Annotated in this window: 13 protein-coding genes; 4 read left to right on the forward strand and 9 right to left on the reverse strand. The window is 61.4% G+C overall.

Annotation, left to right across the window (positions count from 1 at the left end; all coding sequences use genetic code 11):
- Positions 1–18 precede the first annotated feature (18 nt).
- From mksF to mksB, 3 genes are read right to left on the reverse strand one after another with little or no spacing between them, the layout of a single operon-like run.
- Positions 19–2,859 carry an Mks condensin complex protein MksF gene (gene mksF / locus AB4N92_RS15505; protein WP_010213400.1) on the reverse strand — a complete coding sequence of 947 codons (2,841 nt, stop codon included), beginning with the start codon at positions 2,857–2,859 and terminating at the stop codon, positions 19–21.
- Positions 2,856–3,563, reverse strand: a complete 708-nt coding sequence (gene mksE, locus AB4N92_RS15510; RefSeq protein WP_010213399.1) for an Mks condensin complex protein MksE — start codon at positions 3,561–3,563, stop codon at positions 2,856–2,858. The genes mksF and mksE overlap by 4 nt, the downstream gene beginning before the upstream one ends.
- Positions 3,553–4,830 carry an Mks condensin complex protein MksB gene (gene mksB, locus AB4N92_RS15515; protein WP_010213398.1) on the reverse strand — a complete coding sequence of 426 codons (1,278 nt, stop codon included), beginning with the start codon at positions 4,828–4,830 and terminating at the stop codon, positions 3,553–3,555. The genes mksE and mksB overlap by 11 nt, the downstream gene beginning before the upstream one ends.
- Positions 4,831–5,017: 187 nt before the next feature.
- On the opposite strand from mksB, the gene AB4N92_RS15520 reads away from it, so the two are divergent.
- A complete protein-coding gene (locus AB4N92_RS15520; protein WP_236267231.1) occupies positions 5,018–5,764 on the forward strand; it encodes an energy transducer TonB in 747 nt (248 codons plus the stop codon).
- Entirely contained in the window at positions 5,757–6,209 is a 453-nt protein-coding gene (rimI, locus tag AB4N92_RS15525; RefSeq protein ID WP_010213396.1) for a ribosomal protein S18-alanine N-acetyltransferase, read from the forward strand. Before AB4N92_RS15520 ends, rimI begins: the two co-directional genes overlap by 8 nt.
- A 120-nt stretch (positions 6,210–6,329) precedes the next feature.
- On the opposite strand, the gene AB4N92_RS15530 is transcribed toward rimI, so the two are convergent.
- Positions 6,330–6,734, reverse strand: a complete 405-nt coding sequence (locus AB4N92_RS15530) for a hypothetical protein (protein ID WP_010213395.1) — start codon at positions 6,732–6,734, stop codon at positions 6,330–6,332.
- 139 nt (positions 6,735–6,873) lie between these two features.
- Between AB4N92_RS15530 and can the strand changes: the two genes are divergently transcribed.
- Positions 6,874–7,518 carry a carbonate dehydratase gene (gene can / locus AB4N92_RS15535; protein ID WP_010213394.1) on the forward strand — a complete coding sequence of 215 codons (645 nt, stop codon included), beginning with the start codon at positions 6,874–6,876 and terminating at the stop codon, positions 7,516–7,518.
- Here the strand turns inward: can and AB4N92_RS15540 are convergent.
- From AB4N92_RS15540 to AB4N92_RS15555, 4 genes are all read right to left on the reverse strand, one after another.
- A complete protein-coding gene (locus AB4N92_RS15540) occupies positions 7,515–8,042 on the reverse strand; it encodes an SET domain-containing protein (protein ID WP_460127501.1) in 528 nt (175 codons plus the stop codon). The genes can and AB4N92_RS15540 overlap by 4 nt on opposite strands.
- 143 nt (positions 8,043–8,185) lie before the next feature.
- Positions 8,186–9,355 carry a hypothetical protein gene (locus AB4N92_RS15545; protein ID WP_010213390.1) on the reverse strand — a complete coding sequence of 390 codons (1,170 nt, stop codon included), beginning with the start codon at positions 9,353–9,355 and terminating at the stop codon, positions 8,186–8,188.
- A 122-nt stretch (positions 9,356–9,477) separates the two neighbouring features.
- Positions 9,478–11,178, reverse strand: a complete 1,701-nt coding sequence (acpA, locus tag AB4N92_RS15550) for an acid phosphatase (RefSeq protein ID WP_042571026.1) — start codon at positions 11,176–11,178, stop codon at positions 9,478–9,480.
- Between the two features lie 261 nt (positions 11,179–11,439).
- A complete protein-coding gene (locus AB4N92_RS15555) occupies positions 11,440–12,858 on the reverse strand; it encodes a short-chain fatty acid transporter (protein WP_010213387.1) in 1,419 nt (472 codons plus the stop codon).
- 185 nt (positions 12,859–13,043) lie between these two features.
- On the opposite strand from AB4N92_RS15555, the gene AB4N92_RS15560 reads away from it, so the two are divergent.
- Positions 13,044–14,333, forward strand: coding sequence for an MFS transporter (locus tag AB4N92_RS15560; RefSeq protein WP_010213385.1), 1,290 nt, complete (start codon positions 13,044–13,046; stop codon positions 14,331–14,333).
- A 3-nt stretch (positions 14,334–14,336) separates the two neighbouring features.
- Here AB4N92_RS15560 and AB4N92_RS15565 read toward each other — a convergent pair whose 3' ends face one another.
- A complete protein-coding gene (locus AB4N92_RS15565; protein WP_042571027.1) occupies positions 14,337–15,707 on the reverse strand; it encodes a GntT/GntP/DsdX family permease in 1,371 nt (456 codons plus the stop codon).
- Positions 15,708–15,785: the final 78 nt, after the last annotated feature.

Consider the following 15,785-nt stretch of genomic DNA (forward strand, 5'->3'; position numbering starts at 1 on the left):
GCATTTCAGCGAAACAAATCAGACTTCATCCAACTCCGGCTCATCCGCCTGCACATTCATCGTCGCCTTCACCACATCGTGGCGACGGATGTACTTCCAGTCCGCCTCGTCGATATAGATCCCGTTCGGCCCACTGCCGCCTTCCAGGTCGATCGCCACCTGGGCGGATACTTGTGGCTTCACGCTGGCCAGAATCGGCACGAAGCCCAGCTGCAAGCTGGTTTCCAGCAACGCCGCCTGGTTCTTCTCGTCGATGTCCGCCGCCTCGTCAAGGTAGTACGGCAAGCGCACGCGCCCAGCCTGGTCGCGGTCCATCAAGTGCAGCAACAGATACATGTTGGTCAGCGCCTTGATGGTCATGGTGGTGCCGTTGGACGCCGCGCCATCGATGTCGGTGTGAATCACTGGCTGGCCATGCACCTTGGTGATTTCGAACGCCAGCTCGAACAAGTCCTTGAGGCCCAACTGGTTATGGTTGGCCGCCACCAGGCGAGCCAGGTATTCCTTGGCTTCTTCGTTCTTGTTGTCTTGTTCGGCGCTCTGGCTCAGGTCGAACACCGACAGTGTCTCGCCTTCTTCATACTGGCCGGCACTGTGGATGATCTGGTCGATATGCTTTAGGGCTTCCTTGTTCGGCGCGAGCACGATGCGGAAGCTTTGCAGGTTGGAGACCTGGCGTTTGTTGATCTCACGGTTGAACAGCGCCAATTGGTGCTCAAGGCTGTCGTAGTCGCTGCGAATATTGCGCAGGGTCCGCGCAATGTCGGTGACCGCCGCACGGCGCGCCTTGCCCAACGTCAGGGCTTCATCGGTACGATGTGCATAGGCGTTGATCAGCAACTGCAGGCGACGCTCGACATCGTCCTCGCTGTCGAACTTGGCCACGCCCTTGAGACGTACCTGGGCATACAGTGCTTCGATCTGCCCATCGGCGCGCAGCAGACCTTGCCAGCTGTCCTGATAGTCATTGAGCAGGGGCAGCAGGTTGTCCATGGAATCGTCGACCGGGTCCATGAACGGCGTACCGAACGGCAAGTCCGCCGGCAGCAGTTGACGACGGCGCAATGCGTCATCCAGCGTGCGTTGCTTGGCTTCCATATCGCCGATCTGACGGCCCACCAGTTGCAGCTTGGCCGACAGCTGCTGGACGCGTTCAGTGAAGGCATCACTGGAGCGTTTCAGCTCATCCTGCGCTGCTTCCATCTGCGCCAGGTTTTCCAGCTTCTCGCCTTCCTCCGCGCTCAGGGTTTGTGCACGGCGGAAGTCTTCCAGCGCCTTTTGTGCATCCAGCACCTGTTGGTACAGCGCTTCGGTCTGAGTCTTGCTCGCAGCGCGGTCAGACGCGACGGCCTGCTGGGTTTTCAGTTGCTTGAGTTCTTTTTCCAGGCGCTCTTTCTGGTCGCGCAATGCCGCGCGATCCGCAAGCGCCTGCAACGCCGGCGGTTCGATGTGGGAGATGTCGATGGACAGCCCCGGTACTTCAAAGCGTTCGCCTTTGAAGCCATCGAGGATCTGCTCCAGGGATTTGACCCACTGGCCATCCTCGTCCAGCGTGATGCCATGCTCGCCCAACGGCAGGCTGAACAACGAACTGTTGAACAGACGCATCAGACGCTCGACATCCTGCTGTGAGAATTCTTCCCGCAGCTTGGCGTAGCTGTTGTTGTCCGCATGGTCGAGCTGCTGTTTGACCGACTTCAGGCGCTTTTCCAGGTCGCGCAGACGCTCGTCCAGATCCTCGGCGCTGAACTGCCGCGACTGCGCCAATGCGCCCGCCAGCTCATCGTGAGCATCCTTGGCTGCCAGCAGCTGTTGCTCTAGCACCTTCACGTCATCCACCAGCGCAAAGCGATGTTTGAGCACCGACAGCTCACCCAGCCAACGCTGGATCCCGCTGATCTCACGCTCCAGGCGCATCAATTCCTGGGTGCCGCCGCGCTGGTCATTCTGCAGCGCGTCCTGCTCGTTACGGTAATGCTCGGCCTGGATGGTCAGTTCTTCCTTGCGCGCACTGGCGTAGTCCGACCAGGTGCCCAGCAACGAATCCAGCAAGGGTGACAGGCGATGCAATTTGCCGCGCAGGATGTCGCGTTGTTTCACGCCGTTGGAAAGCGCTTCGACCAATGGACCGGCGGCGACCAAGGAGTTGTAGTCCTGCTCCATGCGCCTTACATCGCGGAAGGCTTCTTCGCACGCAGCGATGTAATCCACGCTGCCGGAACGCAGGCTGTGTTCAAACGCATCGAGGAACAGCTGCTTGAGCTTGGCCGCGGTGATTTCCCGCATGTGCAGCAGGTTGATAAACAGCGCGCGGAAGGTCTTCAGGCTTTGTTCGCTGGTGGAGCGCAGCGGAATCAGGGTCAAGTCCAGCGGGATCGACGTATGGCCGCCCACCAGCAAACGACGTAGCTCATCGGGCTTGAGTTCGTAGGCTTTCAAACCCTCGCGCTCAAGGTTGGTGAACAGCTCCTTCTGGCGCAGGCAGGTGTCGTTCTTCTGGTAGTGGGCCAAGTCCAGCTTGCCGGCATAGGCGAAGAACTGGTGACCGAAACCACCGCCCGGGCCGCGACCGACCACGCCGATCACGTGCGGGCCGTGGGGTAGAGAGACCTCCACCAGGATGTAGCTGGTATCGGTGGCGAAATAGAAACGCCGCGATTGCTCCAGGGTGTACTTGCCGAAACTCATGTCCGACATGCGCGCCAGGATCGGGAACTGCAAGGCGTTGATCGACGCGGATTTACCCAGGTTGTTCGCGCCATACACCGACAGCGGTTCTTCCAGTGGGAACAGGCCCAGGCTGTAACCGGCGGTGTTCAATAGGGCGAAGCGGCGGATGCCGTAGCGTTCCTTACTCATGCGTCGGTCTCCTGTTCTTCGGCAATGGCGCGGGCCAGGGCGTCTTCTTCGCTTTCGTCCGCAAAGTCACTCAAGTCCAGCGGGTCATCGGTTTTCAGCAATTTCTCATCGCTGTCTTCGTCGATGATCACCGGTGCCGGCAGCGGCAACACGCTATGGATGCTGGCCGCAAGATCGCGGTCCTGCTGCACCGACAGGCACACATCGAGGAAACGGTGCATTGGCGGCAGGAAGCGATAGATGCCGTTGTCTTCGCTGGCGAACCCGAGTTGAGTCATGCGGCGCATGATTTTCTCTTCGAGCTCTTCCTGGGTCTGCACTTCGGCCTGGATAAACAGGTCGCGGTACTTCTCCAGCAGCGACGGCAGTTCATCACGGCCCAGGCTGCCACCATCCAGCACGGCAATCGGGTCACGGCCCTGATCGGCCAGGTGCTCGACGATGATGAAGGTGAACAACGCCAGGCGCTGGGCGGTCTTGTTAACCTGCGCGGCGGCCACGGCGGTGTCCGGCACGAAGTAGTAGAAGCCGCGGGTATCGCAGACCAGCTCAAAGCCCAAAGCCTTGAACAGCGTGCGGTACTGGTCTTGGAAGTTCGACAGTTGCGCGTACAGCTCCGGGTCGCGGCGGCTGACGTGGTAACCCTTGAACAGCTCGCGAAAGATCGGCGCCAGCTGGGACAGTTCGGATAGATCAAGATGCATGAGGTGTACTCGCAGAGTGCTCGGCGACGTCGGATCCAGCCGGGAGCAGGGCGAATGAGCGCAGGCTGACCTGGTGCTCGTGTGTGTGGTAATCGCGGCGTTCCAGGCGCTCGCGCTTGAAGCGTTTTTCGCGGGACAGGCGCGAGAACCAGTACAGCAATTCGTCGGTGGCGCCGTCCGGTTCCTGTTCCAGCAGCCAGGTCATCAGATCCGGCATCGGCAGTGCGTCTTCGCAGCGCTCGAGCATCTCCTTGACCGTGCGCGGTGCGCGCTGGGCGTCGCCCTTGTGGGACTTGTGCGCCTTGGGGAAACGCGCCGGTTTCGGCTCGAAATTCGCCAGGGCGTACACATAGGCTTCGACCTGGCTGGCACTGCCGAGAAACGTGCTTTGCGGCCGGGTGAACATCGGCATCGCCGCTTGCGGCACCGCGTCCAGGCCTTTGCGGCGAATCGCCGACAGCGCCAGCGCCGCGCCACGGGTCACGGCATTGTGTCGGCGGGCTTCTTCACGCAGTGGCAGCAACAGCTCGCGGGCGTGACGCAAGGTCAGCTGGGCGCTGGTCTGCATTTCGAGGATGCGCGCGTGAGTGCGCAGCAGCATGTCGTCATCCACCAGGTGGCCGAGGCGCTGTTGCTCGGTGAGCATGCGCAGCAGCACATTCTCCACCTTGCGCACGCCTTGCTCGAACGCGCCGTCGGCGTTCACCAATTGGATCATCGGTTCGACGTACTCGTCCCAGGTGGCCAACACCTCCGCGTAACGCTGGCGCAACGGGATCTGCCGGTCGCTGGTCTTGGCGCGGTCGGCCACGGCAGCGAGGGCCTGTTCGTCGTTGGCGAGTTTTTTCAGCACGTCCCGCACGCGCATGTCGAGCAGGCGCAGTTGGCGGGCCAGGTCGTGGCCATCACGGATGTCGAAGGCGTCCTGGATATAACCCGCCAGGCGCTCAAGGTGGCGCAGGTAGGCTTCGATTTCCAGGCACAGGCCAAGCCGGTGCTCCTTGCGAAGATAGGCGAGGAAGTCGTGGATCTGTGCGTTGAGCTCGAAACGGTTCGGGCTCTTGGCGACAGGCACCAGGATATCCAGGCGAATCCACACGTCCAGCAGGCTGGTGATGTCCTGGGGCGTGCTGTCCAGTTGTTGGGCGGCCAATTGTGCGCGCAGTTCACCCAGGCTCAGGGTGCCTTGGTCGAAGTGTTCGCACAGTGGCTCAAGTAAGGCCCAGTGTTCGGCGAGGGCGCGCAGGACGCGCTTGGGTTCGATCATGGGAATGGCCGGCTGGTTGGCGATTAAAAGTCGCGATTGTACTGCATCGGGCGCGGGATTTATCCACAGCCGGTCAGTGCGCAGTGGGCGATTGTTGCCGAACAGCGGTAGAATCCCCGCTCTTTAGTTATCCACAAGTGGCCGAGCTGTGCTTATCGAGTCCCGACGTCGCGCTTACTTGACCGCCATGCAGGTGGTCAACTGGCTGCCCCGCACCGAACTGCCGTTTGCCGCGCCGTCGCGGCCGGAGCTGTTGCAGGCGCTTGAGCCCTTTGAGGCGTTCGAGTCGTCGGGCGAGGAGGCGGCCGCGCCGGTGGCGGTGGTCAAGCCTGCGCCTGAGACGCGCCCGGTCGTCGAACGGGCGAAGGTCGAAGTGCCGCGTCCGTCGCCGGTGACCAAGGCCGCCAAGGTGGTGGAAGAGGCGCCGCCGGTGGTCAAGGCCCCGGTGGTGCCGCCACCGCGTTTTGCCCTGCAATTGCTGCGTGCCGGACGCTGTCTGCTGCTGGTGGAATTGCCCACCGGCGAACGTTTCCAGACCCGCGACCCTGCCTACATGCTGCTCAAGGACATGCTGCGCGCCGCCGGCCTGCCCGACAGCCCGCAGATCGTCGGCGACCCGGTGCGCTGGCCGCTTCTGGTCCGCGGCAACATGGACCAGGGCCCGGAAGCCGCTCGGGATTTTGTGCAAGGTTTTGTGTCGGCACGCCTGGAGGACGAACCCTGTGTGTGCCTGTGGCTGATCGGCCTGCCCGCCGTGCGCTTTGCCGGCGAAGCCAATGCCGAAGCCTGGTATCTCGAACTGCAGGTCGAAGGCCTGGGTTCGGTATGGGCCCTGCCGGGCCTGGAATTATTAATGGAAGAGCCACAGCGTAAGGCTGATGTCTGGCAAGCCATGCGCCGGCTGATGGCGCGCTGGAAAACAACCGATGAGTGAGGCTTTATCCTTCCGCCCGATGACCGAGGCTGACCTCGACGCCGTGCTGAAAATCGAATACGCGGCGTTCAGCCATCCCTGGACCCGTGGCATTTTTCTCGATGGGCTGGGCAAGTACCAGATCTGGCTGATGTTCGAAGGGGAGCAGCAGGTGGGGCATGGCGTGGTGCAGATCATCCTCGACGAAGCGCACCTGTTGAACATCACCGTAAAGCCGGAGAATCAGGGCCGCGGCCTTGGCCTGGCGCTGTTGGAACACTTGATGTCCCGTGCCTACGCCGCCAGTGCACGTGAGTGCTTCCTGGAGGTGCGTGACAGCAATACTGGCGCGTTCCGCCTGTATGAGCGCTATGGCTTCAATGAAATTGGTCGGCGTCGAGATTACTACCCTGCCATCGGGGGCCGCGAAGACGCGGTCGTCATGGCCTGCACGTTGGTGGATTAACCACAAATCCAAATGTGGGAGCGGGCTTGCTCGCGAAAGCAGTGTGTCAGTCAAGATATCGGTCGACTGGCACTCCGCATTCGTGAGCAAGCTCGCTCTCACCTGTTGAACCGCGTTTTTTCAGCGGTTGCCGTCAATCGGATCAAGGTCGGCCAGCTCTGCCTCATCCAACCCATTCCCGCCGCCAATTTCATCTTCATCGACGATACTCAAGTCCCAATCCGCCTGCTCGCCTTCACCGGCTTCCTGGGCATCCCGCGCACCGTCTTCATGGATCAGCGTTTCCGGGCTCATGTCATCATCCGTAGACTCATGATCCGCCGTCGAAGCGCCCGTCATCCCGGCCTCACGCACCCGCTCTTCGGGCATCAGATGCTCGCGCTCGCGAGGTGGAATCTCATCGCCAATCTCTGCCGTAGGCGCTTCCTCGTCAAAATCCAGCTCGCGCATCGAGCCCATCCGGTCTTCGTTGTCGTCAATGGGTTCAGGCTGCGTAGCGCCGTAGGGACGTCGTGATTCAGTCATGGCCAATCCTCATACTGTGGGGCTTATAGTGTGTGGACAGGCTGCGCGTCCCAAAGATTCAAGCTAATTTGCGTGCGGCGTGACCTGGACGAAGGGTTGTCAGTCACAAAACTGCGCATCATTCCTGAGGCTTTCCCTGATGAACGAACTACAAGACCTGCTTGATAACAACGAACGCTGGGCGGACGCGATCAAACAGGAAGATCCCGAATTCTTCGCCAAGCTCGCCCGCCAACAAACCCCGGAATACCTGTGGATCGGCTGTTCCGACGCCCGCGTCCCGGCCAACGAAATCGTCGGCATGCTGCCGGGTGATCTGTTCGTGCACCGCAACGTGGCCAACGTGGTGCTGCACACCGACCTCAATTGCCTGTCGGTGATCCAGTACGCGGTGGACGTGCTCAAGGTCAAACACATTCTCGTCACCGGCCACTATGGCTGTGGCGGCGTGCGTGCTTCGATGCAGGACCGGCAGTTCGGCTTGATCGACGGCTGGCTGCGCACCATTCGTGATCTTTATTACGAAAACCGTGACCTGCTGGCCCAGCTGCCGACCGAAGAAGAGCGCGTCGACCGCCTGTGCGAGCTGAATGTGATCCAGCAAGTGGCCAACGTTGGCCATACCAGCATTGTGCAAAACGCCTGGCACCGTGGGCAGAGCCTGTCGATCCATGGCTGCATCTACGGCATCAAGGATGGCCGCTGGAAGAGCTTGAACACCACCATCAGTGGTTTCGAGCAGCTGCCGCCGCAGTATCGCCTGCGTCCGTTGGGTGAAGCCTAAGAGCGTTTGCGCTCGCGCCACCGGGCTATGAACGCCTGCCCCTCGGCGTTCAGCGGCTCGTCACGGCCGGTAATCCAGCCCCGGCAGTTGAGTTCGCCACACTGGCAGGCGAACTGTCGGAACAGCGCGTCTTCGGTCACCGCGTAATCCATGGTCAGCAGGGCGCCGGCAGGGATTTCATGCAGGGCCCAGACCTCCAGGTAGTGCACGTCGAGAAACACGTTCGGTTTGCACGAATGCGACAGCAGCCCACTGAACCAACAGTCGTAGAGGTGGATGCGCGGCGACAGCTGCAAGGCGTGCAGGCGTCGCTCGCTCAAGACGTAGCCGGAGATCCTGGCGATGCATACACGGCCGTCAAAGGCCGCGAGAGCCTTGACCCCGGCAACCCTGCCGCCGGGGGCCTGTATGACCTCGAATTGCGCGCTCGACGGGTAGCCTTGTCCTTTTGTCAGCTCTGATTTGAAAGGGTAAAGGCAGTCACTTACCGCGGTTCTAGCCTTATCCATGGCTTGAGTCTTCATAACTCTCCTGGCTTAGGCTGCATCGACCAGAGGGTGGGGCTGACTACCAGTCTTGCAGCTGTTGGACGCGGCTCAAGACTCGCTGAACAGGTAGCCGATTGCTACTGTCAATGTTGACAGTCAAATCGGCTTTTTTGTGCGAACTACAGCGCCGGCGCCGCAATGGCCGGTGCGGGGGCCGCGTTCTTCAGTTGTTTCAACTGGGTCTTGATGGCCGGCGTGGCGCATTTGGCGTTGGCCTCCTCCGTGGACAGGTTGCGCACCGAGGTATAGAACAACTCGCAGGTTTGCTCCTTGCGTGTGACCTGCCAGGTGTTCATGCACGCCTTGAGCAACACATTCGGATCGCTCGCCGGTTTCTGCCCCATCCCGGCTTGCCAGCAGGCGGCGCTCAGATCCTGGCCCATCACCTTCAACCCGGCCTCGTCGGCTTTCTGCTCGTTGCCGTCGTAAGTGTCGGGGCTCGCGGCATACCAAATGTAACTCGGGTGGTTGGCGCCCAGCACCGGGACGGTCTTGCCGGCGACCGGGCTGATCTGCGCCAGGCCCAGCACCGCCACGGTCTGCCCGTATTGTTGCTTGATCCAGCTGCGCACCGGTGCACCGAACGCCACCATCGGCAACGCTCCTTTGGCCGGCAGGCTCAGTTCCTGGACCATGCGCGTCTGGTATTCAGTGAAGTAGCCGTAGACGGTTTCCAGGTCCTTGCCCGCGTTGGACGGCGCGGCGATGGGCGCGATATCAATGATGGTCTGGTAAGCCGGTGTTTCAGTAGCCGGGATACCGTTCTCCGTGAGCAGGGTGGCCCAACGGTCGGTGGTGGCCGATTCCAGGTAGTCCTGGGCCTGGGTCAGCGAGTAATCCGGCGGGAAGTGCAGCAACTCGATGCTTTTGCGGTTCTCCAGGGCCATGCCCAGCGGCAGGAACAGGTACCAGTTATAGGCCCATTTGCCGTCGCTGTTGAGCTTGCTCGCGCCTTGGTAGGCCAGGTCAGCGGTGTTGAGTAGCGTGGTCAAGGGCTGGCCGTAGCCGTCCGGCACGCCGGTGAACGTCGCCGACACCTGCCCGTCACGGGTTTTGACGCTGACCTTGGCGCGGTTGTAACCGTCACGCTGCAGGCTCTGGTTCAAATAATGCTCGGCAGTCTGCTCGAGCGTCCACGGCCGGAAGCAGATCACGTTGCAGTTATTGGGGAACGCGAACAACTGGGTCACACGTTGCGTGCTGCCCAGTTGCACCTCGATGTCGGCCTGTACGGCCGCACTGGACAGCAGTGCGGCCAGGGTGAATGACAACCTGTTCGGTTTGAACATACTCGATTCCTTGTCAGCGAAAGCCCGTCTGCGCGGGGTGAAAGCCCACGTGCACACAGTAGCGGTTGACCAGGGAAATCGCGTGCTAAATCACCGTGCATGTCGCTATTGGATAAGAAAACCTACAGGTTGAACTGCAAGGCGTTGCTCAAATCACCCATGGGCTTCTGGCCACGGGCGGTCATCGCGTCGTCGCGCAGCTTGAGGCCGTCCAGTTTCTCCAATTGGAACACCCGGGTGATCAACCGCAGGATCGACGCCGTGTCGTAAACCGTATGGTCCACCGTGCCCTTGCGCGCGAATGGCGAGACCACAATCGCGGGAATCCGTGTGCCAGGGCCCCAACGGTCGCCTTTTGGCGGTGCGACGTGGTCCCACCAGCCGCCGTTTTCATCCACCGTGATAATCACCACCATGTTTTTCCACTGCGGGCTTTCCTGCAGCATTTTCAGGGCGCGGGTGATATGGCGATCGCCCGAAGCCACGTCGGCATAACCGGCGTGCATGTTGAGGTTGCCCTGGGGTTTGTAGAACGTCACCGCCGGCAGTGTTCCGGCCAGGGCATCCGCCATGAAGCGGTTGGTGCTCGGCTCATCGCCCAGGCCGCCATCGCGCAGGCGTTTGTTGCGCTCAACGCGGTTTTCCGGGCCTTGCTGCTTGAAGTAATTGAACGGCTGGTGGTGGTACTGAAAGCTCGGGATCTTTGGAATGGCCAGCGAATCCTTGTGCTCGTCGATCGTGGCCTGCCAGGCACCGCCGTACCAGGCCCAATCGACGTTCTTCTTCGACAGCTTATCGCCAATGTGTTCGTGGGACTGCGGCACCAGCACGCTGGGCAGATCGGGCTTGGCGTAGTCCGGGCGCTCGGGATCGCGGATCCAGGTCGGCCAGTAGGGAGGTGCCATGGTGTTGACCGCATAGCCGTCCGGCGTCAGTGCGCTGGGGCCGAATTGCGGGGGGCCGGTCATGGCGCTGGCCGGGGATTGGTCCAGCGGCTTGAGGCGCGTGCCGGTCGGGTCGTCGCCCTGCAGCGTGGCGATCTGGGATTTGGCCACGGAATTGGCGGCGTCCGGGTAAAACGGCACCTGAGCGCTGATCAAGTACTGGTGGTTGAGGTACGAGCCGCCAAAGGCACCTTGAAAGAAGTTGTCGCAAAGCACGAACTCTTTGGCGACGTCCCACAAGCGCAATGAGTAGCGCGTTTGCGGGTAGTGACCAAACGTCAGCGCACCCGAGTCGGCCCAGGCGACAAAACTGTCGTTCTTGCCACCATTGATCTGCATCTGGTTCTGGTAAAACACGTGCCACAGGTCGCGAGTGACCAGGCTCAATGGCAGGTCTTCGCCGTTCGGACCTTTCAGTGCGTAAGGTGCGTTGGGCAAGTGCTCCTGATATTGGGTGGCGCTGGGGTAAACCACCCCGTCAATCGTCTGTGGCCCAAGCTGAGTCACGCCGCCCCAGACTTGCGGCAGCGTGTCCAGCAGGCTGCCGTCGCGGTCGCGTTGCTGGTAGTCGGCGGGTTTGAGTGCGGACAGCGGGCTTTCCACACCAGGGAAATCGGCAAACAGGTTGTTGAAACTGCGGTTCTCGCCGTAGATCACCACCACATTCTTCACGTTGTCGTGCAGGGCCTTGTCCAGTTCGGCAGGCGTCAGATCACGTTGGGTGACTGGGCCTGGCTGATCTGCCGGGCTGCCGCAGGCGCTCAGGGTCGCCCCGGCGCCAAGCACGGCAACGCCGCCTAAAAAGCGTCGACGGCTGGAGTCGGGGAGGGTGTCGGAGGGCTTTTTTACGGAATTCTGGTCTTCTGTTTCGTTGGTCATCCGAGGCTTCTCGCGGCTGTTTTTAGTTTATTTGTTGCTGGATGTTTCGGTGAAGAGGCGGCAAATATGGCAAAACTTGAACGGTTCAGTCTATAAGGCGAGGCCTTAGGGCATAAAAGTTCTGAGGGTGACTCATGGGTTTTGTAGCGTGGCCGCGCTGCACTGCAATCCTGTGCACCTTGATCGGTGGCGTGCCGATCAAGGTGACGGAAGCGTGCCGGGCCTGGGGTGAAGCTTAGGCAGGAGATGTGACAGAAGCGTTTACGGCATCACGGGCGGCAGGTACTTGAGTGTCGTCCCCAGCGCCCACAGCAGGAACAGCACCAACGGCGTGTGCACCAGCAACTGCACAAACGAGAAGCCAATCAAATCCCGCGCCTTCAACCCCAATACGCCCAGCAACGGCAGCATGTAGAACGGGTTGATCAGGTTCGGCAGCGCCTCGGCCGCGTTGTAAATCTGCACCGCCCAGCCCAGGTGATACTGCAGGTCATTGGCCACTTGCATCACGTAAGGCGCTTCGATGATCCACTTGCCGCCGCCCGACGGGATAAAGAAGCCGAGCACCGCCGAGTACACGCCCATCAACAATGCATAGGTGTCGTGGGAGGCGATGGAGGTGAAGAACAGCGAGATATGGTGCGCCAGGGTCTGGCCGTCACCGCCCTTGACCACGGTCATCAGCGCGGCAATCGAACCGTACAGTGGGAACTGGATCAGCACGCCGGTGGTGGTGGGCACCGCACGGGCCACTGCATCGAGGAAGCTGCGCGGGCGCCAGTGCAGCAGGGCGCCAACCATGATGAACAGGAAGTTGTAGGTGTTCAGCCCCGAGATCGCGCTGATCGCCGGCTTGGTTGAAAACTCATGGAACAACCAACCGGCCGCCAGCAATGCCAGCAGGACGGTCAGCAACGGGCTGTGTTCCAGCCATTCGCCGGGGCGGGTCGGCGCCTGCAGCTTGGGCATGTTGAACGCCGGGTCGACGCCGCAGGCTTTGGCATCACGTGCGCTGTTCGGGCCGGGGGCGGTGGCGTAGGCAATGATCAGCGAGACCACGATCAATGCCAGCAACAGCACGCCGGATTGCCATAGGAAAATGGTGTCGTTGAACGGGATCACGCCGGTGATCGACAGGATCGACGGCGGCAGGCTGGCCGGGTTGGCCTGCAACTGCGCGGCGGACGATGACAGCCCCAGCGCCCATACGGCACCAAGCCCCAGGTAAGCGGCTGCACCGGCTGCGCGGTAATCCATGCGCAAATCCGTACGACGTGCCAGCGCCCGCACCAGCAAACCACCGAATACCAGGGACAGGCCCCAGTTCAGCAAGGAGGCGACCATCGAGATCAACGCTACCCAGGCCACGGCCGAGCGACCGTTCTTGGGGATACGCGCCAGACGGTCGATCAGCTTCACCGCTGGCGGAGAACTCGCGACCACATAACCGCCGATCACCACAAAGGCCATCTGCATGGTGAATGGAATCAGGCTCCAGAACCCGTCGCCGAACGCTTTGGCGGCTTCGGTCGGCGCGGCGCCCATGCCCAGTGTCGCCACGGCGACGATGATCACGGCGAGTGCCGCAAACACCCAGGAGTCTGGAAACCAGCGTTCGGCGAAGTTGGAGCAGCGCAGGGCAAATCGGGCATAGCGGCTTTCTTCGATAGCGTCGGCCACGAGTCTTTCCTCTTATAGTTATTAGGGTGAAGGCTATTTCCCGGCATGTTCCGCTACGGCCATTGATATGGGAATGCAGTTATCTTCATCGATCCATGAGGAAAACAAATATATCTGTCGCGATTGCCATCACTGGGTTCAGCTCATAACCTGCACGCCATTTTGTTTGTCTGCCGAGTCTTCACATGACTGCCACCTTTCCTGCACAGGCGCAGCGTTTTTCCCGCTCCGACTACAAAACCCTGGGCCTGGCCGCCCTGGGCGGTGCCCTGGAAATCTACGACTTCATCATCTTCGTTTTTTTCGCGTTGACCTTGAGCCAGCTGTTCTTTCCGCCGGAAATGCCTGAGTGGCTGCGCCTGCTGCAAAGTTTCGGCATTTTCGTCACCGGTTACTTGGCGCGCCCGCTGGGCGGCATCCTGATGGCGCACTTTGCCGATCATCTTGGGCGCAAGCGCGTGTTCAGCCTGAGCATCCTGATGATGGCGCTGCCGTGCCTGCTGATCGGGATCATGCCGACCTACGCGCAAATCGGTTATTTCGCACCGCTGATCCTGCTGGCGTTGCGCGTGCTGCAAGGCGCCGCGGTGGGCGGTGAAGTGCCCAGTGCCTGGACCTTCGTCGCCGAACACGCGCCGACCCACCATCGCGGTTACGCATTGGGTTTTCTGCAAGCCGGCCTGACCTTCGGTTACCTGCTCGGCGCACTGACGGCGACCCTGCTGGCGCAAGTCTTCACCCCAGTCGAAATCCTTGACTACGCCTGGCGCTTTCCCTTCCTGCTCGGCGGCGTGTTCGGTGTGATCGGCGTGTGGCTGCGTCGCTGGCTCAGCGAAACCCCCGTGTTCCTCGAAATGCAGGCCCGCCGCCAGGCCGCCGCCGAACTCCCTCTGCGCACCGTGCTGCGTGACCATCGCGCCGTGTTGCTACCGGCGATGATCCTCACCTGCGTGCTCACCTCTGCCGTTGTGGTGCTGGTGGTCATCACCCCGACCATGATGCAGAAAACGTTCGGCATGAGCCCCAGCCACACATTCGCCTTGAGCGCCCTGGGTATCGTGTTCCTGAATATCGGCTGTGTGCTGGCCGGCTTGCTGGTCGACCGCATCGGCGCCTGGCGCGCGGTGCTCGTCTACAGCCTGTTGCTGCCAGTGGGTATTGCGGTGCTGTACGCCAGCCTGATCAGCGGCGGTATCTGGCTGGGTGCGGCGTACGCCGTAGCGGGCTTGAGTTGCGGAGTAGTAGGCGCGGTGCCATCGGTGATGGTCGGCCTGTTTCCAGCGCAGGTGCGGGTGTCGGGAATTTCCTTTACCTACAACATTGCCTACGCGCTGTGGGCGAGTACCACGCCGTTGTTGCTGATTGCGCTGATGCCGACCAGCCCGTGGATTTGCGTGGGGTACTGCGTGGTGATGGGGGCGGTGGGCGTGGTAAGTGTGGCGCTGTTCGGTAAGCGCCACACCCTGGCTGCCTAAGGCTCAGGTCAGGAAGTGCCAGAGCAGCAGCGTACCGACCAGGCCCACCACGGACACAATAGTCTGCAACACCGACCACACCCAGATCGTCTGCTTCAACTGCAGGCCAAAGTACTCACGCACCATCCAGAACCCGGCGTCGTTGACGTGGCAAAAGAACACTGAGCCGGCGCCAATCGCCAGCGCGACCAACGAACTCTGGGTCGCTGCGAGCCCGGCCATCATCGGCGCGAGGATGCCTGCGGTGGTCGTGGTCGCGACGGTGGCCGAGCCGGTTGCCTGGCGCAACGCCACGGCGATCAACCAGGCCAGCAGCAGGTAAGGCATGTGCGCGCCTTCGGCGACCTTGCTGATGGTCTGGCTCACGCCGGCATCCAGCAGCGTTTGCTTGAGACCGCCGCCAGCGCCGATGGTCAGCAGCAATACGGCGATGGGCGCGAGGGCCTTGCGCAGTGTGTTGCCGACTTCCGCGCGTGGCATGCCGGCAGCCCAGCCCAGGCAGATCACGGCGGCGATCACGGCCAGGCCGAGGGCGATCAGCGGTTCGCCGAGGAATTTCAGGGTCAGGCCGATGGCGCTTTCAGCCGGCAGCGCGACTTTGGCCAAGGTGCTGCCCAGCATCAGGATCACCGGCAGCAGAATGATCAGCAATGACACGGTAAAGCTTGGCTGGCGCGGTGCCTTGGGTGGTGCGCTGAACAGCGCGCCGATGTCGGCCGGCTCGTCTACGTGGAGACGTTTGGACAGCCAGTTGCCATAGATCGGGCCAGCCAGGATCACCGCCGGCACTGCCAGGCAGAAGCCCAGCAACATGGTCAACCCCAGGTCGGCATGCAACGCGCTCACTGCGATCAGCGGCCCCGGATGCGGTGGCATCAGGGCATGCAGGGTGGTCATGCCCGCCAGCGCCGGGATCGCGATTTTCAGCAGCGGCTGGTTCGAGCGTTTAGCCATCACCAAGATGATCGGCACCATCATCACCAAGCCCACTTCGAAGAACAGCGGGAGGCCGATCACCATGGCCACCAGCGCCATCACCCAGGGCAATGCCTTGCCCTTGCCCAACCCGAGCAAGGTGGTGGCGATACGGTCGGCAGCACCCGACTCCGCCATCAGTGCGCCGAGCATCGAGCCCAGGGCGATGATGATCCCGGCTTCACCGAGGATCGCCCCGGCGCCTTTGCTGAACGCCTTGGCCACTTCTTCGGGCGGCAGCCCGGCGCCGACCCCGGCGATAAAAGTACCGATCAGGATCGACAGGAACGGCGGCAATTTGGTCGCACTGATCAGCACGATGATGCTGGCGATGGCCAGCAGTACACAGAACATAAGGCGGGTGTCGTGAACCATCCACACGGCAGTCGATAACTCCAAAACAGGGCTCCTCATCGAACAGGTCGGGAAAATTGTTTCTTTTTGTTTCCTGCTCGAAAAGCATACCTGATACGACGT

The organism is Pseudomonas sp. S3_A09 (assembly GCF_054668065.1).